Origin of the sequence: Geodermatophilus obscurus (genome assembly GCF_900115395.1) — a bacterium.
Classification (GTDB): Bacteria; Actinomycetota; Actinomycetes; order Mycobacteriales; family Geodermatophilaceae; genus Geodermatophilus; species Geodermatophilus obscurus_B.
Genome location: NZ_FOWE01000001.1, coordinates 31,524 through 52,621, shown reverse-complemented (window position 1 = coordinate 52,621; position 21,098 = coordinate 31,524). Strand labels below are relative to the sequence as shown.

General features: G+C 76.6%; 21 protein-coding genes and 1 pseudogene. 8 read left to right on the top strand and 14 right to left on the bottom strand.

The genetic code is table 11. The features are described 5' to 3' along the window. Positions 1-2: 2 nt before the first annotated feature. Together BM165_RS00275 and BM165_RS00270 are read right to left on the bottom strand one after the other, a co-directional pair. Positions 3-986, bottom strand: coding sequence for a cell envelope lipid trafficking protein PgfA (locus tag BM165_RS00275; RefSeq protein WP_075011540.1), 984 nt, complete (start codon positions 984-986; stop codon positions 3-5). 136 nt (positions 987-1,122) lie between these two features. After that, entirely contained in the window at positions 1,123-1,926 is an 804-nt protein-coding gene (locus BM165_RS00270; RefSeq protein WP_075011539.1) for a class I SAM-dependent methyltransferase, read from the bottom strand. 72 nt (positions 1,927-1,998) lie between these two features. On the opposite strand from BM165_RS00270, the gene BM165_RS00265 reads away from it, so the two are divergent. Next, a complete protein-coding gene (locus BM165_RS00265; RefSeq protein WP_208976588.1) occupies positions 1,999-3,399 on the top strand; it encodes a glycosyltransferase family 4 protein in 1,401 nt (466 codons plus the stop codon). On the opposite strand, the gene BM165_RS00260 is transcribed toward BM165_RS00265, so the two are convergent. Continuing rightward, positions 3,291-5,060: an MmpA family trehalose lipid delivery protein gene (locus BM165_RS00260; protein ID WP_208976587.1), complete on the bottom strand. Its 1,770-nt coding sequence runs from the start codon at positions 5,058-5,060 to the stop codon at positions 3,291-3,293. The two genes, BM165_RS00265 and BM165_RS00260, sit on opposite strands and share 109 nt — an antisense overlap. A 56-nt stretch (positions 5,061-5,116) precedes the next feature. On the opposite strand from BM165_RS00260, the gene BM165_RS00255 reads away from it, so the two are divergent. Continuing rightward, the gene (locus tag BM165_RS00255; RefSeq protein ID WP_143107957.1) at positions 5,117-6,451 is read left to right on the top strand and encodes a lipopolysaccharide biosynthesis protein; all 1,335 of its coding nucleotides are present in this window, start codon (positions 5,117-5,119) and stop codon (positions 6,449-6,451) included. Here the strand turns inward: BM165_RS00255 and BM165_RS00250 are convergent. Beyond that, positions 6,399-7,799 carry an MFS transporter gene (locus tag BM165_RS00250; protein ID WP_075011536.1) on the bottom strand — a complete coding sequence of 467 codons (1,401 nt, stop codon included), beginning with the start codon at positions 7,797-7,799 and terminating at the stop codon, positions 6,399-6,401. The genes BM165_RS00255 and BM165_RS00250 overlap by 53 nt on opposite strands. A gap of 162 nt (positions 7,800-7,961) precedes the next feature. On the opposite strand from BM165_RS00250, the gene BM165_RS00245 reads away from it, so the two are divergent. From BM165_RS00245 to BM165_RS25365, 4 genes and pseudogenes are all read left to right on the top strand, one after another. After that, entirely contained in the window at positions 7,962-8,366 is a 405-nt protein-coding gene (locus BM165_RS00245; RefSeq protein WP_075011535.1) for a cupin domain-containing protein, read from the top strand. 53 nt (positions 8,367-8,419) lie between these two features. Beyond that, complete coding sequence (locus BM165_RS00240; RefSeq protein ID WP_075011534.1) at positions 8,420-11,248, top strand: FAD-binding and (Fe-S)-binding domain-containing protein; 2,829 nt, start codon at positions 8,420-8,422, stop codon at positions 11,246-11,248. Positions 11,249-11,343: 95 nt separating this feature from the next. After that, a pseudogene (locus tag BM165_RS25370) lies at positions 11,344-11,574 on the top strand (NAD(P)-binding domain-containing protein); the annotation flags it as partial. A 272-nt stretch (positions 11,575-11,846) separates the two neighbouring features. Next, entirely contained in the window at positions 11,847-12,008 is a 162-nt protein-coding gene (locus tag BM165_RS25365) for a hypothetical protein (RefSeq protein ID WP_244273940.1), read from the top strand. A 4-nt stretch (positions 12,009-12,012) separates the two neighbouring features. Here BM165_RS25365 and BM165_RS00230 read toward each other — a convergent pair whose 3' ends face one another. The 10 genes from BM165_RS00230 to BM165_RS00185 all read right to left on the bottom strand — a co-directional run bounded on the left by BM165_RS00230 (position 12,013) and on the right by BM165_RS00185 (position 18,564). Next, on the bottom strand, positions 12,013-12,633 hold the full coding sequence (locus BM165_RS00230) for an SGNH/GDSL hydrolase family protein (protein ID WP_075011533.1): 621 nt from the start codon (positions 12,631-12,633) through the stop codon (positions 12,013-12,015). A gap of 91 nt (positions 12,634-12,724) precedes the next feature. Next, positions 12,725-13,486 carry a 3-oxoacyl-ACP reductase FabG gene (gene fabG, locus BM165_RS00225; RefSeq protein ID WP_075011532.1) on the bottom strand — a complete coding sequence of 254 codons (762 nt, stop codon included), beginning with the start codon at positions 13,484-13,486 and terminating at the stop codon, positions 12,725-12,727. Positions 13,487-13,635: 149 nt separating this feature from the next. Then, complete coding sequence (locus BM165_RS00220) at positions 13,636-14,055, bottom strand: DUF350 domain-containing protein (RefSeq protein WP_075011531.1); 420 nt, start codon at positions 14,053-14,055, stop codon at positions 13,636-13,638. A gap of 111 nt (positions 14,056-14,166) precedes the next feature. Then, complete coding sequence (locus BM165_RS00215; protein ID WP_244273939.1) at positions 14,167-14,607, bottom strand: ATP-binding protein; 441 nt, start codon at positions 14,605-14,607, stop codon at positions 14,167-14,169. Positions 14,608-14,672: 65 nt separating this feature from the next. Continuing rightward, the gene (locus BM165_RS00210) at positions 14,673-14,936 is read right to left on the bottom strand and encodes a hypothetical protein (RefSeq protein WP_075011530.1); all 264 of its coding nucleotides are present in this window, start codon (positions 14,934-14,936) and stop codon (positions 14,673-14,675) included. A gap of 98 nt (positions 14,937-15,034) precedes the next feature. Next, positions 15,035-16,405, bottom strand: a complete 1,371-nt coding sequence (locus BM165_RS00205; protein WP_208976586.1) for an AI-2E family transporter — start codon at positions 16,403-16,405, stop codon at positions 15,035-15,037. 125 nt (positions 16,406-16,530) lie between these two features. Next, on the bottom strand, positions 16,531-17,070 hold the full coding sequence (locus BM165_RS00200; protein ID WP_075011529.1) for a hypothetical protein: 540 nt from the start codon (positions 17,068-17,070) through the stop codon (positions 16,531-16,533). Then, positions 17,067-17,705, bottom strand: coding sequence for a hypothetical protein (locus BM165_RS00195; protein ID WP_075011528.1), 639 nt, complete (start codon positions 17,703-17,705; stop codon positions 17,067-17,069). Before BM165_RS00195 ends, BM165_RS00200 begins: the two co-directional genes overlap by 4 nt. 61 nt (positions 17,706-17,766) lie before the next feature. Beyond that, positions 17,767-18,228, bottom strand: a complete 462-nt coding sequence (locus tag BM165_RS00190) for a PPOX class F420-dependent oxidoreductase (RefSeq protein WP_075011527.1) — start codon at positions 18,226-18,228, stop codon at positions 17,767-17,769. 66 nt (positions 18,229-18,294) lie between these two features. Next, on the bottom strand, positions 18,295-18,564 hold the full coding sequence (locus BM165_RS00185) for a hypothetical protein (protein ID WP_075011526.1): 270 nt from the start codon (positions 18,562-18,564) through the stop codon (positions 18,295-18,297). Positions 18,565-18,696: 132 nt separating this feature from the next. On the opposite strand from BM165_RS00185, the gene BM165_RS00180 reads away from it, so the two are divergent. Together BM165_RS00180 and BM165_RS00175 are read left to right on the top strand one after the other, a co-directional pair. After that, on the top strand, positions 18,697-20,079 hold the full coding sequence (locus tag BM165_RS00180) for an AI-2E family transporter (protein ID WP_244273938.1): 1,383 nt from the start codon (positions 18,697-18,699) through the stop codon (positions 20,077-20,079). Between the two features lie 67 nt (positions 20,080-20,146). Beyond that, a complete protein-coding gene (locus BM165_RS00175) occupies positions 20,147-21,097 on the top strand; it encodes a proteasome assembly chaperone family protein (RefSeq protein WP_208976585.1) in 951 nt (316 codons plus the stop codon). Position 21,098: the final 1 nt, after the last annotated feature.

Below are 21,098 nucleotides of genomic sequence, written 5' to 3'. Positions count from 1 at the left end.
GGTCACTGGGCGGAGGACACCGGCTCCCGGGCCGCCTGGGCGGCCTGCGGCGTCCGGTGCGCACCGCGCGTGGCGCGGGTCAGGAGCACGAGCCCGGCGACGACCAGCACCAGCCCCAGGGCCGCGACGGCCAGCGGGACGGTCCGGCTGATGAGGGCGATCCGGTCGCGGTTCTCCACGGCGCGCTCCGCACCCGCGGCGACCGTCTCCGGGTCGGCGGCGATGTCGGCGCGCAGGATGGTCGCGCCCTCGGTGCCGTCAGGGCCCACCAGCCGGGTGAACGGGGACTCCTCCGAGGAGACCACGACCCCGCTGGTGGGCTCGACCCACAGGGTCCGCACGTTGCTGTAGACGATGTCGGCCTCGACGGTGCCCTCACCGGTGGCGCCGGCGAGCGCGGCGGGAACGGAGGTCGAGCGGACCACGGTGTCGGGGATCTCCTGCTCGAAGCGGTAGACCGCCACGCCCTCGATCTCGTCCTCGGCGACGAACCGGGCCGGGAAGGTCTGCCGCGTGGTGACGTTCCAGACGTCGTAGTCCTGCTGCTCGGTGCCGAACGGGAAGGTGACGGTCACGCCCTGCACGTCGGCCGGGTCCTCGTCGACGGTCTCCGCGTCGCAGTCGAGCGCGACCGCCTCGCGGCGGTCGAGGCAGGCCGTGTACTGGCTGGCGGTGATCAGGCCCTCGGTGCCGGCGTCGGTGAGCCGGGTGCCCGAGGACCACACCGCGACGTCGTCGGAGGCCTCGGCGGCACCGGGGGTGCCCTCCACCTCGACCCGGACGTCGGCCTCGGCACCCTCGATCTCCTCGAAGGTGCTGAAGTCGAGGTAGGTGACGTCGGTCGCGGAGGCGGTCGCCACGGTGTTCTGGTCCAGCGGGAGGACCACCAGGCTCGGCACGAGGAACAGCCGGACGGCGAGCGCGGCACCGAGGAGGACGGCACCGAGGGCCAGCAGCCCGTGTCCCAGGACCCGTGCACGACGCATGTGGGCAGACCTCCTCGACCGTGCGACGGCACCTGCGGCGTCGCGGCCCGCGTCACATTACTGTCGGGTAGCCGGGGCACCAAACCCGGGCGGTATGGCGCCGTACCGATCACCCGGAAGTGATCGGTAACGCTTGTTATCGCCGCGGCGACGATGACTTCCCGTCACCGGTCGCTTGCAGGACGTGACCACTTCCCGGAGCTCCGGCGGCGTCCCCGTGCTTCCGCAGCACGACGACGAGGTTCCACGAGACCACCTCGCGCAGTCCCGGGACGCGCACGACCCAAGCCGCCCACCAGGGGTGGTAGCGGGGGTGGACGGAGACCACCTCGGCGTCCTGGCAGCGCCGCGCCCACCCCAGGGTCGCGCCGACCGAGACGGCGAACAGCGACTCACCGAAGCGGTTCTTCGGCTCCGACCCGGTCCGGCGGCGGTGGCGCCGGCGGGCGTAGGCACCGCCGAGGTAGTGCCAGGGCGCGGTCTCGTGCCCGCCCCACGGCGACAGCCACGGCGTGTAGGAGAGGTAGACCGTTCCTCCCGGCCTGGTCACCCGCACCATCTCGTCGGCCATGAGCCAGGGCCGGCGGACGTGCTCGAGCACGTTCGACGAGTAGCAGACGTCGACCGCGCCGGTGCGGACCGGGAGCGCCTCGCCGCTGCCGCGCAGCGTCCCGGGCTCCGGCTCCCCGCGTGCGGCCATCTCCCCCGCGTCGGGCTCGAGCCCCACGTACCGGGCGCCGGCGGCCCGGAACGCCTGGGAGAAGTACCCCGGGCCGCCGCCCACGTCGAGGACCGTGGCGCCGGCGAGGTCGGCGTGCCGGGCCAGCTGCCGGACCGAGTCCTCCGCCAGCACGCCGTAGAACAGGTCCGGGTCGCTCTGCTCGCGCAGGAACGCGCGGAACAGCCTGACCGAACGCCGCAGTGTCGCCGAGCGATCCATTCCCACGCGCGCCTCCTCCTCACCCGAATGGTGATTACGAAATGGTTGGTACCCGTCTGTATCGTGCCGCGGGTGACTCAGGTCTCCCGCCGTCGACGAGCCCCGGTCGACGTCCTGTTCGTCAACTGGCGTGACCTCAGCCACCCGGAGGGGGGCGGGTCGGAACGGTACGTGCACCGCGTCGCGGAGGGCCTGGCGGCCGCCGGTCTCGAGGTCGAGGTCTTCTGCGCCGCCCACGGCGACGCACCCGCGGAGGAGGTCGTCCAGGGGGTCCGGGTGGTCCGCCGCGGCGGCCGGCTGGGTGTCTACCCCCGAGCGCTGCTGCACGTGCTGCGACGCCGCCCGCGCCTGGTCGTCGACGTGCAGAACGGCCTGCCCTTCTGCAGTCCGCTGGTGACGCGCGCGCCGGTGGTGGTCCTCGTCCACCACGTGCACCGCGAGCAGTGGCCGATCGTCTTCGGCCGGCTCGGCGGCGCGGTCGGCTGGTGGCTGGAGTCGCGGCTGGCGCCGTGGGTCTACCGGCACTGCCGTTACGTCACGGTGTCGGGCGCCACCCGCACCGAGCTGGCCGGCCTGGGGGTGGCGCCGTCGCGGGTGACGGTCGTCCCCAACGGGATCGAGCCGGCGCCGCGGGTGGCGGTCCGCCGCTCGGCCGCCCCACGCCTGGTGGTGCTGGGCCGGCTGGTGCCGCACAAGCGGGTCGAGCACGCGCTCGAGGTGCTCGCGCGGCTGGAGGAGCGCTGGCCCGACCTCACCCTGGCGGTGGTCGGCGAGGGCTGGTGGGACGAGCGGCTGCGCGCCGAGGCCGAGCGGCTGGGCGTCGCCGACCGGGTGGAGTTCCACGGCTTCCTCGACGAGGACGCCAAGCACGGGCAGCTCGCCGCGGCCTGGGTGCACCTGTGCCCGTCGGTCAAGGAGGGCTGGGGCATCGTCGTCACCGAGGCCGGCGCGCACCGGACGCCGACCGTGGGCTACCGGTCGGCCGGGGGTCTCAACGAGTCGGTGCTCGACGGCCGCACGGGGCTCCTCGTCGACGACCTCGACGGGTTCACGGCGGCGGTGGAGCGCCTGCTGGCGGACGGCGTGACGCGGACGGCGATGGGTGTGGCCGCGGCCCGGCACGCCGCCGGCCTGGACTGGGACTCGAGCGTGCGGGCCTGGGGCGGGGTGCTGGCGTCCGCTCGCGCGGACGCCGGCACCGGCGGGTCAGCCGCGGTCGCCGTACTCCAGGACGTCGACCGACGACTGGTCGCTCTGCTCGACGGCGGAGCTGTCGGTGTCCACCACGGCGGAGACGCCCGCGACGACGGCGACACCGGCACCGGCACCGGCACCGAGGGACAGCAGGATGGCCAGGAGGGTCTTCACGCGGCGACTTCTTTCCCCGAGGGACGGCGACGGAGCGCAACCGTAGACGCGGACACGGTGATCCACAACGCGGCCCCCGCCACCGCCCCCAGCGCGGCCCCGTGAGCGAGCACGACCGCCGCGGCCCGGCCGGCGCCGGGACGGGGCCCCTCGACGGCGCCCGGCACACGGTGCAGCCGCAGGTCGGGGCCGTCGACGACGACCGGCAGCGCAGCCACCGCCGGGGGCACCCCGGGACCGGGGGTGCCGCGCTCGACCAGCACCCAGCCCACCCCCAGCCGGGCCAGCCGGGCCGGGTCGCCGGCGGCGGCGAGCGCCTCCGCCGCGCGGGCGTCCTCGCCGCGGACCGCGACGCCACCGACGACCAGCGTGTCGTCGGAGACCACCGGCCGGGTCAGCCAGCGCGCGGCCGGGTCCAGCTGCGTCCGCCCGTCGTTCCAGGCGAAGGCGCGGTAGGTGCCGGCGGGCAGCACGAGCACGTCGCCCGGGGCGTCGTCGTCGGCGTCGTCGTCGGCGAGGACGTCGCGGACGGTCTGCCAGTCGGCCGGCCAGGGTGCCGGCTGCAGCCGGCCGCCGACGCCCCAGGCGAGGTCCGGGACGGCCACCAGCGGGAGCACCAGCGCCAGGCCGCCGACGGCGAGCGCCGCCGGACGCGGCAGCACGGTGCCGACGGCGGCGACGGCGCGCCGGGCCCCGAGCCCGGCGCCGACGGCCAGCGGCAGGGCCAGCCAGGCGATCCACTTCTGCCCGTCGCGCAGCAGGCCGGCGCCGGGGACGCCCGAGACGGCGGCCTCCAGCAGCGCCGACGTGCCCGGCAGCGCCCCCGCCGCGGCGAGCAGCAGCCCGGCGGCGCCGAGCACGAGCAGCCGGGCGCCGGCGCCGGCGCGCACCGGGCGGGCGGCCCAGCCCGCGACGGCCAGCCCGAGCAGCAGGGCGGTGACCAGCGGGACGAGCGCGGAGGTACGGCTGTCGGGCACGGCGCCGGCATTCCAGACGCCGCCGGTGCCCAGCAGCGCTCCGACGGCGCCGGACCAGTTCTCGCCGCGCGCGGCGAAGGCGGCCACGCCGTCGGGGTCGGAGGTGGCTGCGGCGGGGCTGAGCAGCCCGGCGACCCCCCACGGCGCCGACAGCAGCGCCACGGCGGCCAGCGCCCGGGGCGCGCGGCGCAGGCCGGTGCCGGCGAGGACCGCGCCGGCGGCGAGCAGGCTGCCGGTCGGGGTGAGCGCGGCCGGTGCGGCGGCGAGCACCAGCCGGGCCCAGGACCGCGGCTCCCCGGCGCGCACCCGCAGGCCGGCGCGCACGATCCAGGGCAGGGCCGCCCAGCCCAGCAGCACTCCCCAGTGGCCGAGGAGCAGCCGCTCGGCCAGGTAGGGGCTCCAGCCGTAGGTCAGCCCGGCGACCGCGCCGGCGAGCCCCCGGCGCCCGCCGGCGTCCGGCGGCACCAGCCGGGCGGCGCCGAGCACCGCGGCCGCGACGGTGAGCAGCAGGACCGCCTTCTGCACCAGGTCCCCGGGCACGACCGCGGTGGCCAGTGCCGTCGCGCCGTCGAGGGGGACCGCCCGCGGCAGCGAGCTGCCGAGCCCGAGCGCGTCGAGGTCGAGGTCCTGGCGGGGGACGGAGACCATGTCGAGGAGGTTCACGTGCCCCGGACCGAGGGCCGGTCCGGTCACCACGACGGCGGCGGCCAGTGCCAGCACGCGGGCCGGCCACGGGGAGCGGTCGGGCGCCGTCGCCGCGTCGAGGGAGCGCTGCAGCGGCCCCGTCACGCGTCCCCCTCCCTGCCGGTCCCCGCACCGGGGTCCCCGCAGGGTAGGTCGGCGGCGTGACGGCCTCCCGCCCGCGGCACCCGGAGGAGGGAGCCGCACCCGCCGTGCGCGCGGTCCCGGCCGCCGTCCTGTCCGGGGCGCTCCTGGTCGTGAGCGCGCTGTCCTACGTGGTCACGGTCCTAGCCGCGCGGGTCCTCACGCCGGCGTCCTACGGCGAGCTCGCCGCGCTGCTCGGCGTCCTGCTCGTGGGGGTCGTGCCGGCCACGGGCCTGCAGACCGCCGCCGCCCTCGACCTCGGCGGTCGCCGCACGGGCACCGTCGGCGAGGCCGCGCGGCAGCTGCACGCCACGGCGCTGGTCACCGCGGCCGTCGCCGGGCTGGCCGGCCTGGCGGTGCTGGTGCCGGTGGCCGCGCTGCTGCGGCTGCCCGACCTCACGCCCGCCGTGTGGATGGTGGCCGTCCTCGTGCCGCACACGCTGGTGGGCGCCTACGACGGGATCCTGCAGGGCACCGGGCGCTACGGCCGCCTCGCGGTGGTGGTCGCGGCGTTCGGCGTCCTCAAGGCCGGCGGTGCGGTGACCGGCCTGCTGGTCGGCGGGACCCCGGCCGCGGCGCTGGCCGGCATGGCCGCCGGGTGCGCGCTGGGGGCGCTGGTGTCGTGGGCCGGCTGCGGGCGCCCGGGGGTGTCCCGTGGCCTGCGCGGCCCGGCGCGGTCGGCGCTACGGGCGTCGGGTGCGCTGCTCGGCCTGGTGCTGCTGGTCAACCTCGACCTGCTGCTCGCCCGTCACCACCTGCCGGCCGCGCTGGCCGGCGAGTACGCCGTCGGGGCGGTGTTCGCGAAGGTCGCGTACTGGCTGCCGCAGGGCGTCGGGGTGGTGGTCCTGCCGCGGCTCGCCGACCCGGCCGGACGGCGCCGGGCGCTGCCCTCCGCGCTGGCGGTCGTCGCGGGGGTCGGCGGGCTGCTGGTCCTCGGCACCGCGGTGCTGGGCGCGGCCGCGCTGCCCCTGGTCGGCGGCGCCGCCTACGGGGAGCACCTGGGCGGGTGGACCTGGGTGTTCGCCGCGACCGGGACCCTGCTGGCGCTGGCCCAGCTGCTCCTCTACAACGGCATCGCCGCGGCCGACCGGGTCGCCGCGGTCGCGGTGTGGGGGACGGTGCTGGTCGAGACGACGGTCGTCGGCGTGCTGGCCGCCACCGGCGCCCTGTCGGTGCTCACGGTCGCGGCCACCGCGGCCGGGGCGGGCGCGCTCCTCGTCACCGTGGGGATGCTCCGGCTGCGCGCCGCCCCGGCCCCGCCGGCGGACGCGCTGGCGGAGGCGGAGGTGGCGAGCGCGTCGGTCAGCGGCGCGCCGGTCGCAGTGCCAGCACCGCCACCGCGCCCGCCGCGCTGACCCCGGCGGCGGCGAGGGCGGCGGCGTCCCACCCGGCCACCAGGCCGGCCGCGGTGCCCGCCGGCGCGCCGGCGGTGACCAGCAGGACGACGAGGGTGACGCCGACGGCGGCACCGAGGTAGCGGGCGGTGTTGTTGGCGCCGCTGCCCATCCCGGCCCGCTCCGGCGGCACGTGCGCGACCGCCTCCCGGCCGAGCGCGGCGTTGACGACGCCGTAGCCGACCCCGAGGACGACCAGCCCCGGCAGCAGCCGCAGGCCGGAGCCGTCCGCGTCGAGGGCCGCCAGCGCGGCGAGGCCGCCCGCGGAGACCCCCAGGCCGGCGGCCAGGAGCAGCCGCCCGTCCACGCCGGAGAGCCGGCGCAGCCCGACCGACGTCGCCGTCGCCACCGCGGACCAGACCAGCACGAGCACCGTGGTGGCGAGCAGCGTCTCGCCCAGGGCGCGCTGCAGGACGGTGGCGAGGAAGGACATCAGCCCGACCGTGGCGGCCCCGGTGGCCAGGGCGCCGACCAGCGCGGCGTCGAACCCGCGCACGCGGAACAGCGCGAGGTCGACCATCGGGGCGGCCACCCGGGCCTCGGCGACGACGAACGCGACGGCCAGCAGCGCACCGGCGCCGAGCAGGGCCACCGTCGTCGCGGTGCCGGCGCCCGAGCGGGGGGCGACCAGGCCCACGAGCAGGCAGGTCACGGCGGAGACCAGCAGCACCGGCCCGGCGACGTCGACCCGCGGCGCGCCCGTGCCCCGGGTGCCCGGCAGCAGCAGGCGCGCGGTGACGGCGAGCCCGACCGCGACGACGGCGGTGGCCGCGTGCGTGGCCCGCCAGCCGGTGTCGCCGTCGAGGACGACCGCGGCCAGCCCGCCCACGCCGGTGCCCGCGCCGATCGCCGCGCCCCACACCGCCGCCGCCCGCGCCCGCGCCGGGCCCAGCGGGAAGACCTGGGCGACGAGGCCGAGCGAGCAGGCGAGCACCGCCGCACCGCCCACGCCCTCGACCAGGCGCCCGGCGACGAAGACGCCGGTGCCGCCCGCGGCCGCCGTGACGGCCGCGCCGGCGGCCAGCAGGACCAGCCCGGCGGTGAACACGCGGCGACGGCCCACGTCGTCGGCGGCCGCCCCGGTGACCAGCAGCGCTGCGGCCAGGCCGACGCTCATCGCCGACAGCAGCCAGGCCTGCCCGCCGGCACCGGTGCCCAGCTCCCGCGCGGTGGCGACCGTGGTGGCCAGCGGGGTGACGAAGGCGGCGAGCACGACCAGGGTGCTCGTGGCGACGACGGCCAGCGTCCGCGTCTGCTCGGCGGTCGCCGGGACGGGAGCGGCGGCACGGGACCGGACGGAGCGGGACATCGGGGACCCCCGGGATCGGCGACTGTCAGTTGGAATACCGAACCGACGTGTCGTGACGGTAGCAGGGCCGGCGCCCGGCGCGCATGGTCTGCGCGGGGCGCGGGCAGAGGACGGCCAGAGGGCACCGCACGGGTGCCGCGAGGACTCAGGAGGTGCGCGTCGATGGCGTCCGTCATCCACTTCACGATCGCGACCGTCGCCGAGGAGAGCCCGGACTTCCGCCGGGTCCTGTGGACCGGGCAGAACACGCAGCTCGTCGTCATGACCATCCCGCCGGACGGGGAGATCGGCGAGGAGGTCCACGAGGACATCGACCAGATCCTGACCTTCGTCAGCGGGGTCGGGGAGGCGAAGGTCGGCGGGGCGACGAAGAAGGTGGCGCAGGGCGACCTGGTCGTGGTCCCGGCCGGGACCGAGCACAACTTCCTCAACACCGGGCCCAACCCGCTGGTCCTCTACACCGTCTACGGCCCGCCGGAGCACGCCGACGGCGCGGTGCACCACACCAAGGAGGAGGCCGACGAGGCGGAGGAGTCCGGGCAGGACGAGCCGCCCGGCGAGAGCTGAGCCACTCCCCCGGTGCCGCCCCGCGGTCCGGCGGCACCGGGGACACTGACGGCGTGAGCACCGTCGACACCCGGAGCACGCAGGACACCGCCGAGATCGCCGCCGCCCTGCGCCGGGCCGGGATCGCCGACGTCGACGACTCCGGCCTGGCCCGGGCGCTGTACTCCTCGGACGGGTCGCTGTACCGGGTGCTCCCGCGCGCCGTCGTGCGGCCGCGCGCCGCCGACGAGATGGTCGCCGCCCTGGAGGTGTGCCGGGAGCTCGGCGTCCCGCTGACCATGCGGGGGGCGGGCACCTCGATCGCCGGCAACGCGGTCGGCACCGGAGTCGTCGTCGACACCAGCCGGCACCTGACCCGGGTGCACGCGATCGACGCCGAGGCCCGGACGGCGGTCGTCGACCCCGGCGTCGTGCAGGCCGCGCTGCAGACCGCCGCCCGGCCGCACGGGCTGCGCTTCGGCCCCGACCCGAGCACCAGCAACCGCTGCACGGTCGGCGGCATGATCGGCAACAACGCCTGCGGGTCCCGCGCGCTGGGCTACGGGCGCACGTCGGACAACGTCGTCGGGCTCGACGTCGTCACCGGCACCGGGGAGCGGCTGCGGCTGGGCGACGGCGCGCCGCCGCCCGCGCTCGACGACCTGCGCGCCCTGGTGGCCCGCGAGCTGGCGACCATCCGCACCGAGCTCGGCCGCTTCGGCCGCCAGGTGTCGGGCTACTCGCTCGAGCACCTGCTGCCCGAGCACGGCTTCGACCTCGCCCGCGCGCTGGTCGGCAGCGAGGGCACGCTCGCCGTGGTGCTCGGGGCCACCGTGCGGCTGGTCGCCGACGCGCCCTTCCGCGGCCTGGTGGTGCTCGGCTACCCCTCGATGGCCGACGCCGCCGACGCGACCCCGGGGCTGCTGCGGCACGGGCCGACCGCCGTCGAGGGGCTCGACGAGCGGATCGTGCAGCGGTTGCGCGACGTGCCGGCCGCCGTCGTCCCGGACCTCCCGGAGGGGGCGGGCTGGCTGATCGTGGAGCTGACCGGCGACACCGTCGCCGAGGTGCAGGCCAAGGGCGCGGCCGTGGTCGCCGACGCCGGCGCGCTGGACACCCTCGTGGTCACCGACGTGGCGCACGCGGCGGCCATCTGGCGGATCCGGGAGGACGGCGCCGGGCTGGCCGCGCGCACCTCCGACGGCCGGCCCGCGCACGCCGGCTGGGAGGACGCCGCCGTCCCGGTGACGTCGCTGGGCGCCTACCTGCGCGAGTTCGAGGCGCTGCTGGTGCAGCACGGCCTGCAGGGGGTCCCCTACGGGCACTTCGGCGACGGCTGCGTGCACGTGCGCATCGACTTCCCGTTCGGGCGCGAGCCCGACCGCGGCCGCGCCGCCTACCGGTCGTTCGTGGAGGACGCCGCGCGGCTGGTGGCGCGCTACGGGGGCTCGGTGTCGGGTGAGCACGGCGACGGCCGGGCCCGCAGCGAGCTGCTCGGCAGCATGTACTCCCCCGCCGCGCTCGACCTCTTCGCCCAGGTCAAGGGCCTGTTCGACCCCGCCGACGTGCTCAACCCCGGGGTACTGGTGCGCCCGGCCCGCCTCGACGACGACGTCCGCGTGGCCACCGCGTCCCGCCGCCGGGAGGGCCTGGCGCTGGCCTACCGGCACGACGGCGGCGACCTGTCCAACGCCGTCCACCGCTGCACCGGCGTGGGCAAGTGCCGGGCCGAGCCCTCGGGGGTGGCGGTCATGTGCCCGTCGTGGCCGGCCACCCGGGAGGAGAAGGACACCACCCGCGGCCGCGCCCGGGTGCTGCAGGAGATGCTCGCCCCCGGTGGGCCGGTGCGCGACTGGCGCTCCCCGGAGGTGCACGCGGCGCTGGACCTGTGCCTGTCGTGCAAGGGCTGCTCGCGGGACTGCCCGACCGGTGTGGACATGGCCAGCTACAAGTCCGAGGTGCTGCACCAGAGCTACCGGCGGCGGCTGCGCCCGCGCTCGCACTACGTGCTGGGCCGGCTGCCGATGTGGGCCGACGTCGCCGCCCGGGCGCCGCGGCTGGTCAACGCGCTGACGTCGTCACGGCTGGGCGGGCGGCTGGCCCGCTGGACCGCAGGCGTCGACCAGCGGCGCGACCTGCCGGCGTTCGCCCGGCGCACCTTCCGGCAGGAGTGGACGCCGCGGCCCGGTGGCGGCGCGCCGGTGGCGCTGTGGGTGGACTCCTTCACCGACCACTTCGCCCCGGAGGTGGCGCACGCGGCGGTGCGGGTGCTCGAGGCAGCCGGCTACACGGTGCAGGTGCCCGCCGCCGACACCTGCTGCGGCCTGACCTGGACCACCACCGGACAGCTCGACACCGCCCGCCGCGTCCTCGGCTCCACGGTCGCCCGGCTCGCGCCGCTGGTCGACGCCGGCATCCCGCTCGTCGGCGTGGAGCCCTCGTGCACCGCGGCGCTCCGCAGCGACGCCCTCGAGCTGCTCGACGACCCGGCCGCCGTCCGCGTGGCCGCGGGCACCCGCACGCTGGCCGAGCTGCTCACCGCCACGGAGGGGTGGTCGCCGCCGTCCCTGGCCGGGGTGGAGGTGGTCGCCCAGCCGCACTGCCACCACCACGCGGTGATGGGGTGGGCGGCCGACGAGCGGCTGCTGCGGCGGGCCGGTGCCACGGTGACCCGGCTCGGCGGCTGCTGCGGGCTGGCCGGCAACTGGGGTGTGGAGCGCGGCCACCACGAGGTGTCGGTGGCGATCGCCGAGCAGCAGCTGCTGCCCGCGGTCCGGGAGGCGGGGCCGGACGCCGTCGTCCTGGCCGACGGGTTCTCCTGTCGCACGCAGCTGGACTCGCTGGCCGACCGGCCCGGCCGGCACCTCGCGCAGCTGCTCGCCGACGCCCTCGACGAGGCATAGGAAGCGATCCGCACGTCCCGGCGCCCCGGACGTGCGGATCGCTTCCCATACCCCACCTGGGGAATGAGCGGGCGGGCTGCGCGTTGGCGCCGGACATGACCACTCCCGGCATCATCGGTGCCGGCAACATCGGCACGGCGCTCGCGCAGGCGGCCACGGACGCCGGTCACGACGTCGTGCTGTCCAACTCCCGCGGCCCGGAGACGCTCACCGACCTGGTGGAAGCGATCACGGCCCGCCCGTCGCGGCTCGGCTCGGTGCGGGCGGCGACCCCCGCCGACGCCGCCGCCGCCGGCGACCTGGTCGCGGTGGCGGTGCCCCTGAAGGCCGTCGCCGACGTGCCCGTCGGGCCGCTGGCCGGCAAGATCGTCATCGACGCGGACAACTACTACCCGGAGCGGGACGGGCGGATCCCCGAGCTCGACGACGAGTCGACCACGACGTCGGAGCTGCTCCAGGCGCACCTGCCCACCTCGCGCGTGGTCAAGGCGTTCAACCACGTCCTCGCCGCGGACATCACCGCCCGCCGGACCCCGCCGGGACGCCGGACCGGCGGGCGCTGGCGATCGCCGGTGACGACGCGTCGGCCAAGGAGACGGTGGCCCCGTTCATCGACGGGCTCGGCTTCGACGTCGTCGACGCGGGACCGCTGTCCGAGGGCTGGCGCTTCCAGCGCGACACCCCCGGCTACGTCGTCGACCTCGACGCCGGCCGGCTCACCGAGGCCCTCGCGGCGGCGAAGCGCTACCGGGAGATGTGACGCCTCACGCGGCGGACCGGTCCCGGCGGTCGCGGGCCGCGGCCAGCACCGTCGGGGCCAGTGCGGCGGCGATGCGGGCGTAGCCGGCCGACGACGGGTGGAACCGGTCGGCGGAGAACAGCGCCGGGTCGGCGCCGAAGGCGCGGCTCACCTCGGCGGCCACCGGCGCGACGACGGCGCCGTGCGCCCGCGCGACGGCGGCCTGGCGCTGCTGCAGCAGCGTGCACGCGGCCCGGACCGCGGGGCGCAGGACCGGCGGGACGAACGGGATGCTGGACATGTCCGGCGCCGGGACCACGACGACGTCGGTGCCGCCGGCGCGCAGGTCGGTCACGGCGGCGCCGAGCGCGCCGGTGGCGGACTCGACCGGGACGAAGCGGGCGAGGTCGTTGGCGCCGACCACGACGACGGCGAGGTCGGCGGACAGCGGAGCGGCGCGGCGGACCTGCGCGGCGAGGTCACCGGAGACGGCGCCGGGGACGGCGAGCACGGTCAGCTCGGTGTCGATGCCGGCGCCGCGCAGCTCCCGGGCCAGGCGCGGGCCGAGGGCGTCCTCGGCGCGGGCAGCGCCGGAGCCGTACGCGATCGAGTCACCGAGGACGACGAGGCGCAGTGGTGCGGTCACGGCAGGTGCAACGCCGGCCGGCGGGGCGCTGTGCCCGCCGGCCGGCGTGGGGAAGGACTCACCGGCACGCGGCAGGTCCCTGCAGCAGCCGCTAGGCGCGCGGGCCGCCCGCGGCGTAGACGACCTGGCCGGAGACGAAGCCGGCGCCCTCGCTGACGAAGAACGACACCAGGTGGGCGATGTCCTCGGGCTGCCCGACCCGCGCGACCGGGATCTGCGAGGCGGCGGCCTTGACGAAGTCCTCGAAGGGGACGCCCATGCGCTCGGCGGTGGCCTTGGTCATCTCGGTCTGGATGAAGCCGGGGGCGATGGCGTTGGCGGTGACGCCGAACTTGCCCAGCTCGATGGCGAGGGTCTTGGTGAAGCCCTGCAGGCCGGCCTTGGCGGTGGCGTAGTTGGCCTGCCCGCGGTTGCCCAGCGCCGAGACGCTCGAGAGGTTGACGACGCGGCCCCACTTGCCGTCGACCATGTACTTCTGGCAGGCGCGGGTCATGAGGAACGAGCCGCGCAGGTGCACGTTCATGACCATGTCCCAGTCGACCTCGGTCATCTTGAACAGCATGTTGTCGCGGGTGACGCCGGCGTTGTTCACCAGCACGACGGGAGCGCCGAGCTCGGCGGCGATCCGGTCGACGGCGGCCTGCACCTGCTCGGCGTCGCTGACGTCGGCCCCGACGCCCAGCGCCCGGCCACCGGCGGCCTCGATCTCCTGCACGGTGTCCTTGGTGGTCGCCTCGTCGAGGTCGAGCACGGCCACGGCGAAGCCGTCGGCGGCCAGCCGCTTGGCCGTCGCGGCACCGATGCCGCGGGCGGCGCCGGTGACGACGGCGACGCGGGGGGTTGCCTCGCTCATTGCAGATCCTCTCGCTGGTGGCGGCGGCGTCGGTGCCGGCCGTCCGGGTGGGGGCTGCCCGCCGGTGTGTCCCCGGGGGGAGCCCGCGCTGCGCCGGACAGGTTACGTCGGGCGCACGGGACCCCGGCCGGAGGCCCGCCGACCCGGGATCAGGGCCAGATCGAGGCGATGATGATCGCGGCGACCGACAGCTGCGCGGCGGCGCTGACCAGGCTGGCGGGGTGGAAGGCGACCTCGGTGACGAGGTGGCCGAGCCTGCCCGGGGTGATCAGGTCGAGGCCGAGGAAGGCCAGCGCCTGCAGGAGGACCCCCAGCAGGCCGAACACGACGGTGTAGAGCAGCGCGTCGCCGAAGCCGGCGTCGGCGTTGGTCCAGATGGTCGTGAAGATGATCGCCCCCTGGGCCAGGAACCCGGCCGCCAGCACGATCCCCGCGCTCACCGAGCGGTCCTCGTAGATGTGCCGGCCCAGGTGGCCGGGCGTGAGCAGGTCGAGGACGAGGTAGCCGACGGCCAGCAGCACGAGGCCGACGGCGGTGTAGGCGACGGCGTAACCGATGCTGGCCAGCACGGGGGTGGACCTCCTGGGGCGGCGGGTCGGAGAGCAGGTCGGGCGGACGGGCCTGCAAGTCCTACCGCACCGCTCCCCCGGCCCGCACGCGGCCTCGCCCGGGGCCGCTCCTCAGCCGGCCGGCCGCGGTCCCCCGGCGCGGACGACGTCGACCCGGTCGAAGCCCTCCGCCGTCGAGGGCGGCACCAGGCGGGCCCGGGTGGCGAACACGCCGACGAGCGGCACCCGCGCCCGCTCCTCGCGGGCGTCGTTGCAGGCCAGGCAGGTGCCCAGCGGGGTGTCCACCCAGACGGCGCGCACCGGGACGCCGGCGGCGCGGCCCGCGGCCAGCAGGGCGGCCCGCTCCCCCGGCGAGGGGTTGGTGTTGTCGACGACGACGCTGCGCCCGGCCGCCAGGTGCTCGGCGACCACGCGCTGCTGCCGGGCCTCGCGCCGGCGGGCCCGCGGCCAGTGGTCCTTGCTCACGACCGCGTGGGTGTCCGCGAGGTGCTCGCGGACCCACGTGGACTTGCCCGCGCCCTGCAACCCGACCATCACGACCAGCTCAGCCACTGCGGCCCCGGTGCAGGGCCCCGCGCCGAGCGGAGCGAGGCGAGGGGGGCACCGGGGTCCTTCGACTAGGCGCTGCGCCGCAGCGGCGTCACCGGCTCGTCGTCGTCGAGGACGAACCGGGACGCGGGGTGCTCGACGAGCGCGAGCACCCGCCCGGACATGAACCGCGCGGTGCGCACCGGCGTGCCGCCGCGGGTGGTCTCGGTGACCTCCACCAGGCCGCGGCCGTGGGTGACGTCGACCCGCCGCCCGGCTCGGGTGGCCTCGATCTCGTAGGTGCGGGTGGTGCCGCCGGCATCGATCACGATCTCGACACGATCGCCCTTCACGGGGTCCTCCTCAGGGGGTGCTGCCGGGCACCTCGCCCGACTACTGATCAACGTCCTCCTGGGGTCCGACATTCCCTGCGGGAGGGCGTCCGCGCAGGTCAGTCCGGGTGTCCGCGGCGGGACGGCCAGTGCGGGTGCAGCGTCCGGACCGAGGCCAGCGCCGCCCGCCGGGCCTGGGCGCGCTGGCGGGCGCGGCTGGTCCGCGCGGCCCGGGGCTCCTCCCTCAGCAGGGCGTCGAGCCAGTGCCCGCGCGGGTCGACGTCGACCAGCAGCGCCTTGACCAGCAGTGTGAGCGGGATGGCCAGCAGGGCGCCCAGCGCGCCGAGGACCCAGCCCCAGAAGAGCAGCGCGAGGAAGGTGACCGTCATCGACAGGCCGACCGAGTCGCCGACGAAGCGGGGCTGGATCAGCGTCTGCACCACGAAGTTGAGCAGCGCGTAGACGCCCAGGACGACCCAGAACTCCGTCCAGCCGCCGTCGAGCAGGGCGAGCAGGGCCGGCGGGATGACGCCGAGGACGAACCCGATGTTCGGGACGTAGTTGGTGATGAACGACAGCAGCCCCCACAGCACCGGCAGCGGGACCTCGAGGACGGCCAGCGCGATCGTGTCGCCCACCGCGACGATCGCGCCGAACACCGTGCTGACCAGCAGGTAGGAGCGGGTGCCGCGGGCGAACAGCCCCAGGGCGATGGGCAGGTGCGGCCGCTCCTCGGCCACCAGCGCGAGCCGCCGGCCGAACCCGCCGGACTCGATGGCGAGGAAGACCATCGCCGACAGCAGCAGCACGAGCGTGGTGGCGGTGTCGGTGACCCGGGTGAGCAGGCCGGTGGCCAGGCCCACCAGCTGGCCGTAGTCGAACCGGTCGACCAGCTCCTGGATCTGCGTCGAGGACAGTCCGGCCTCGTCGAGCCGCCGCACCGTGTCGTCGAGGAGGACCGCGAACTCCGGCGCGTAGTCGGGCAGCAGGACGGCGAACTGCGCGATGGCCACGACCAGCAGCGAGCCCAGGCCCAGCAGCACGCTCCACACCAGCAGCAGCAGGACGGTGGCCGCGGCCCAGCGGGGCACCCCGTGGCGCAGCAGCCAGCGCTGCACCGGCATGAGCGCGACGACGACGACCAGCGCGAGCATCACCGGCGCGATCAGCCACGCGATCTCCCGCACCCCGGCGACGGCGATGGTCGCGGCCGCGGCGCCGACGAGCATCACCAGCCAGCGCGGCAGCACGCCCGACGCCGGTGCGGCCGCCGTCGGCGCCCCGGCCGGCTCCGGCTCCGAGGCGGCGCCGGGCACGTCGACGGCGAGGCCCGGGGTCGGCCCGTCACCCGGCCGGGCCGGGTCGGCGCCCGGCTCCGTGCCGTCGAGCGCGGCCGCGATGACGGCCTCCTCGTCGGCCGGCGCCAGCCGGGTGCTCCCAGTGCGCGCCCGCTCCTGCCCCGGGCCGGGCACGTGGTGCTGCGTGGCCATGGAGCCCCCTTCCCCGTCCAGCGCCCCCCGTGGGGTGCCCAGCGTGTCACGGCACACACCGCCCGCCGGGCCGGCCGACGACGGGTGTCGCACCGGCCGGGACGGCGGGCGGGCGCCGTCCGGGGTCAGTCGGCGACGGCCTCCCCGGCCGCGGCCGGGCGGCCGCCGAACACCTCGGCGGCCACCTCGCGCCGGGCCTCGGTGAGCCACTCGTACTGCCGGTGCGCCTGGTCGATGAGGCGGTCGAGCTCGGCGCGGTCGAGGCGCTGGTCGACCTCGGCGACGATCCGCAGGGTCTCGAACCCGCTGCGCTTGCCCCGGACGGCCGAGGCGAGGAACTCGAACTCGACCAGGTCCGACAGCGGCGAGCGCGACAGCAGGCGGCCGTTGAGCTTGGCACGGCTGACCTTCTCCGCCAGCCAGACGCCGAGCTGCTTGTACTGCCGCACCGGGATGCCGACCGCCCGGGTGACCCGCAGCAGGGCCGCCCGCTCGTCGCGCAGCTCGGTGAGCAGCTGTTCGAGCGGCGGTTCCCACCGCGAGCCCCGGTGGACCCCCAGCATGCGGCCGACCAGCTCGATGCCACCGGTGGCCGCGGCCAGGTGGTCGTTGACGTAGACGCCGAGGAGCTCGACGTTGCGCTGCGGGTGCACGGGCTCGTTCACGCAGGACCTCCTGGCGGGGACGTTCCGGACGGATCATCCTCGCCGACCGGACCGCCGGGCGGCGCGGGGTGTCGCCCGGCCGGGTCCCGGCCCGCCGCCCGGGCGAGCAGTCGCGCGGCCGTGGGCCGCAGCTCGCACTCCAGGTCCCAGCCGCCGGCGGCCAGCCGCTGCCCCACCGCCTGCCGGGAGACGCCGAGCACCGCGGCGGCCGCGGACCGCGTGCCGCCCGCGGCGACCAGGTCGACGGCCGCCCACGCCGCGGCGCTGCGGCGGGCGAGCAGCACCGCGAGGGCGGTGAGCACGGCCTGCGCGTCGGCCGCGGCCTCCGCGTCGGCGCCGCGCACGGCCAGGCGGGCGGGACGGCGGGCGGCCGCCCCCAGCGCCCGGCGCGCGGCCAGCGCGACCGGCCCGTCGTCGTCCCCGGGCCCGGCGCCCACGCCGATCCGCCAGCCGCCGGCGCGCACCAGCCGCGCGACGGTGTCGACGGCGGTGGCCGCGTCCCCGGCGCCGGCCGACCAGCCCTCGCCGAGGGGGCGGGCGCCGGGCCCGAGGGCGGCCGGTGGCCCGCCGGCGGTTCCCGGGTCCGACCCGCCGGCGGCCGCGGTCAGCGGGGCACAGGCGAGGGCCAGGGGCACGCGGGCAGCGTCGTCGCCCCGGCCGTCCCCGGCAAGCTCCTGGGCTTGCCGGGCGCGCCGCTCAGTCCCCGGCGAGCTCCGGCGGGAAGCCGCCGGTGGCCACCGGGCCCCACGCCTCGATCGTGATCCGCAGCAGCGCCTTACCCTGGCGGACCATCGCCGCGCGGTACTCCGCCCAGTCGGGGTGCTCCCCGCTGATCGACCGGAAGTACTCCACCAGCGGCTCGAGCGCCTCGGGCAGGTCGAGCACCTCCGCACACCCGTCCACCTGCACCCAGGGGTCGTCGAAGTCCTCCGACAGGACGCACAGCGAGACCGCCGGGTCGCGGCGGGCGTTGCGGGCCTTCGCCCGCTGGGGATAGGTGGAGACGACGACCCGCCCCTCACCGTCCACCCCGAAGGTCACCGGGGACAGCTGCACGCCCTCGCGGCGCCGGGTGAGGAGCACCGCCCGGTGGCGCGGGCGGAGGAAGTCGAGCAGGGCGGCACGGTCGACGCGGTCGGCTCTCGCGGTCCTGGGCACGGCCCCGACGCTAGCGGCGCCTCCGTCCGCCGGGCGCCGGGGCCGTGCCACTGGACGGCCGGACGGTCAGCTGCCGGTTTTCTTGACCCCGAACATCAGCACCCGCCGGTCGATGTCGTAGTGCACGGTCTCGGTGGCGGTGAGCAGGTCCTGCAGGTTGTCGGCGTCGTCGGGGTCGAGGGTGAGGATCTCCTCCCACGCGCCCTGGTCGAGGACCAGCTGCAGGGTGTAGGTGCCGGGCTGGCCGGGCTCCCCGGCGATCCAGCTGAACTGGTAGTGCGACAGCTGCCGGACCTTGACGCTGTTGTCGGTGACCGGCTGCGGGACCTCGGACATGGTGGACCTCTCGGGACGGGCCGGGGCGGGGTCCCCGGCACGCGCCCCCTACCCGGTCAGGAGGCCGCCGACCCGGCGTCCCGCCGTCCGCCCGACCGGTGGTCGCCAGTGATCCGTGGTGCGATGGGAACCATGAGGTTCCGCCTTCCCGGACGTCCGGACGCGCCGCCGTCCGCGGGCGCCGCCGCGGCGACGGAGCGTCCGCGGACCACGAGGTCCGGCACGGGCTCCGGCACGGGCTCCGGCACGGGCTCCGGCACGGGCTCCGTCACCGGTCCGGCGCCGGACCTCTCCGGCGAGGGCGGACGCGGCGACCCGCGGGCGGCCGACCACGAGGCGACGGTCGCCCCGACGCCGGGCTGGGAGCGGGGCCGGCGCGCGATGTCGGCCTTCAGCACCCTGGCCGTCGCCTCGGCGCAGCTGCTGCTCATCAGCGCGGCCCTCGTCGTCGTCTTCTGGGTGCTGGGCAGGCTGTGGGTGATCCTCCTGCCGATCGTGCTCGGCCTGCTGTTCGCCACCGTGCTCTGGCCGCCCACCCGGTTCCTGCGGAAGCACCGCTGGCCCCCCGCGCTGGCCGCGGCGGTCGTGCTGCTGGCGTTCCTCGGTCTCATCGGCGGGCTGATCGCGGCCATCGCACCCCAGGTGGCCGACCAGGTGACCGACCTCGCCGACCAGGCCACGAGCGGGCTGGAGCAGATCCAGCAGTGGCTCCAGGGGCCGCCGTTCAACATCGACCAGGAGCAGATCGGCCAGTACGTCGACCAGGCGATCGACTCGGTCCAGTCCAACGCCTCGAACATCGCCGGCTACGCCGCGACCGGCGCCTCCGCCGTCGGCAACGGGCTCCTCAACCTGGTCCTGGCGCTGCTGCTGGCGTTCTTCTTCATCAAGGACGGGCCGCGCTGGGTGCCGTGGCTGACCGCGCAGACCGGCCCGAAGGCGGCGCCGCACGTGGCCGCGCTGTCGCAGAAGACCTGGTCCACGCTGTCGGAGTTCATCAAGCAGCAGGCGTTCGTCGGCTTCATCGACGCCCTCTTCATCGGCATCGGCCTGTGGATCTTCGACGTGCCGCTGGTCATCCCGCTCGCGGTGCTGACCTTCTTCGGCGCGTTCATCCCGATCATCGGCGCCTTCGTCGCCGGCGCGTTCGCCGTGCTCATCGCCCTGGTCGACGAGGGGCCCTACGTCGCCCTGGCGATCTTCGGGGTCGTCCTGCTCGTGCAGCAGATCGAGGGCAACGTGCTGCAGCCGATCATCCAGGGCCGCGGGTTCAACCTGCACGCCGCGGTGGTCATCCTCGCCGTCACCGCGGGCAGCAGCCTCTTCGGCATCGTCGGCGCCTTCCTCGGGGTGCCGGTGGCCGCGCTCATCGCCGTGGTCTACCGGTACACGCGCGACGCGTTCGACGGCCGCCATCCCGAGGTCGCCGACGACGGCACGCAGACGCGGGTCTCCGGCGACGACGACGGCGCCGTCCTCACCCGGGAGCAGGCGCCGGGGACCGCCGGGGGCTGACCACGCGGGAATGCGCGCGGGCCCGCCGTCGCTGTCCCTGGCGACGTCGTCCCGCAGGAGGTACCCCGTGCCGCAGCGACCGGAGGAGCTCGTCGAGCTGCTCCCCGAGGCCGAGCCGTTCCTCGCCGCCGAGGCGCAGGTGCGCAGCCCCGGCGACCGGCGCGGCCTGGTGCTGGTGCACGCCCTGGGCGGCGACTTCGACGCCGCCTCCTCGGTCGCCCTGGCCGGCGCCCACCTGCTGGGCGCGCTGCCGCACCGCACCATCGCGCGCCTGGACGCCGACCTGCTGGTCGACTACCGGGCCCGGCGGCCGCGGATGTCGTTCGCCGGTGACCGGTACGAGTCCTTCGACGCGCCGGAGATCGTGCTGTCGGCGCTGGAGGACGACGCCGGCGAGCCGTTCCTGCTGCTGACCGGGCCCGAGCCCGACTACCGGTGGGAGGCGTTCGTCGCCGCCGTCGCCGGCCTCGTCGAGCGCCTCGGCGTCACCTCGGTCGTGGCGGTGCAGGCCATCCCGATGCCGGTGCCGCACACCCGGCCGGTGACGGTCACCGCGCACGCCACGCGCCGGGCCCTCATCGAGTCCTACCCCGTCTACTGGGGCGACCTGCGCATCCCCGGGAGTGCCCCGGCCCTGCTGGAGCTGCGGCTCGGCGAGGCCGGCGTCGACGCCCTGGGCGTGGCCGCGCACGTGCCGCACTACCTGGCCCAGGCCACCTACCCGGCGGCGACGCTGACGCTGCTCGAGCACGTCGGCCGGCTGACCGGCCTGGTGCTGCCCGTCGAGACGCTGCGCGAGGCCGCCCAGGAGCACCGCACCGAGGTCGACGAGCAGATCGCGCGGTCGGCCGACAACACCGCGGTCGTGGCGGCGCTGGAGCAGCAGTACGACCAGTTCACCGCCGCCCGCGAGAGCAACGACCTGCTCGGCAGCGTCGGCGAGGTGCCCACCGGCGACGAGATCGGCGCGGAGTTCGAGCGCTTCCTCGCCGAGCAGGACCGCCGCTCCGGCGAGTAAC

What these genes read in the sequence shown, in the direction of transcription:
- BM165_RS00275 (WP_075011540.1), bottom strand. Translation starts at nt 986, where the DNA reads ATGCGTCGTGCACGGGTCCTGGGACACGGGCTGCTGGCCCTCGGTGCC.
- BM165_RS00270 (WP_075011539.1), bottom strand. Translation starts at nt 1,926, where the DNA reads ATGGATCGCTCGGCGACACTGCGGCGTTCGGTCAGGCTGTTCCGCGCG.
- BM165_RS00250 (WP_075011536.1), bottom strand. Translation starts at nt 7,799, where the DNA reads ATGTCCCGCTCCGTCCGGTCCCGTGCCGCCGCTCCCGTCCCGGCGACC.
- BM165_RS00245 (WP_075011535.1), top strand. Translation starts at nt 7,962, where the DNA reads ATGGCGTCCGTCATCCACTTCACGATCGCGACCGTCGCCGAGGAGAGC.
- fabG (WP_075011532.1), bottom strand. Translation starts at nt 13,486, where the DNA reads ATGAGCGAGGCAACCCCCCGCGTCGCCGTCGTCACCGGCGCCGCCCGC.
- BM165_RS00205 (WP_208976586.1), bottom strand. Translation starts at nt 16,405, where the DNA reads ATGGCCACGCAGCACCACGTGCCCGGCCCGGGGCAGGAGCGGGCGCGC.
- BM165_RS00185 (WP_075011526.1), bottom strand. Translation starts at nt 18,564, where the DNA reads ATGTCCGAGGTCCCGCAGCCGGTCACCGACAACAGCGTCAAGGTCCGG.
- BM165_RS00180 (WP_244273938.1), top strand. Translation starts at nt 18,697, where the DNA reads ATGAGGTTCCGCCTTCCCGGACGTCCGGACGCGCCGCCGTCCGCGGGC.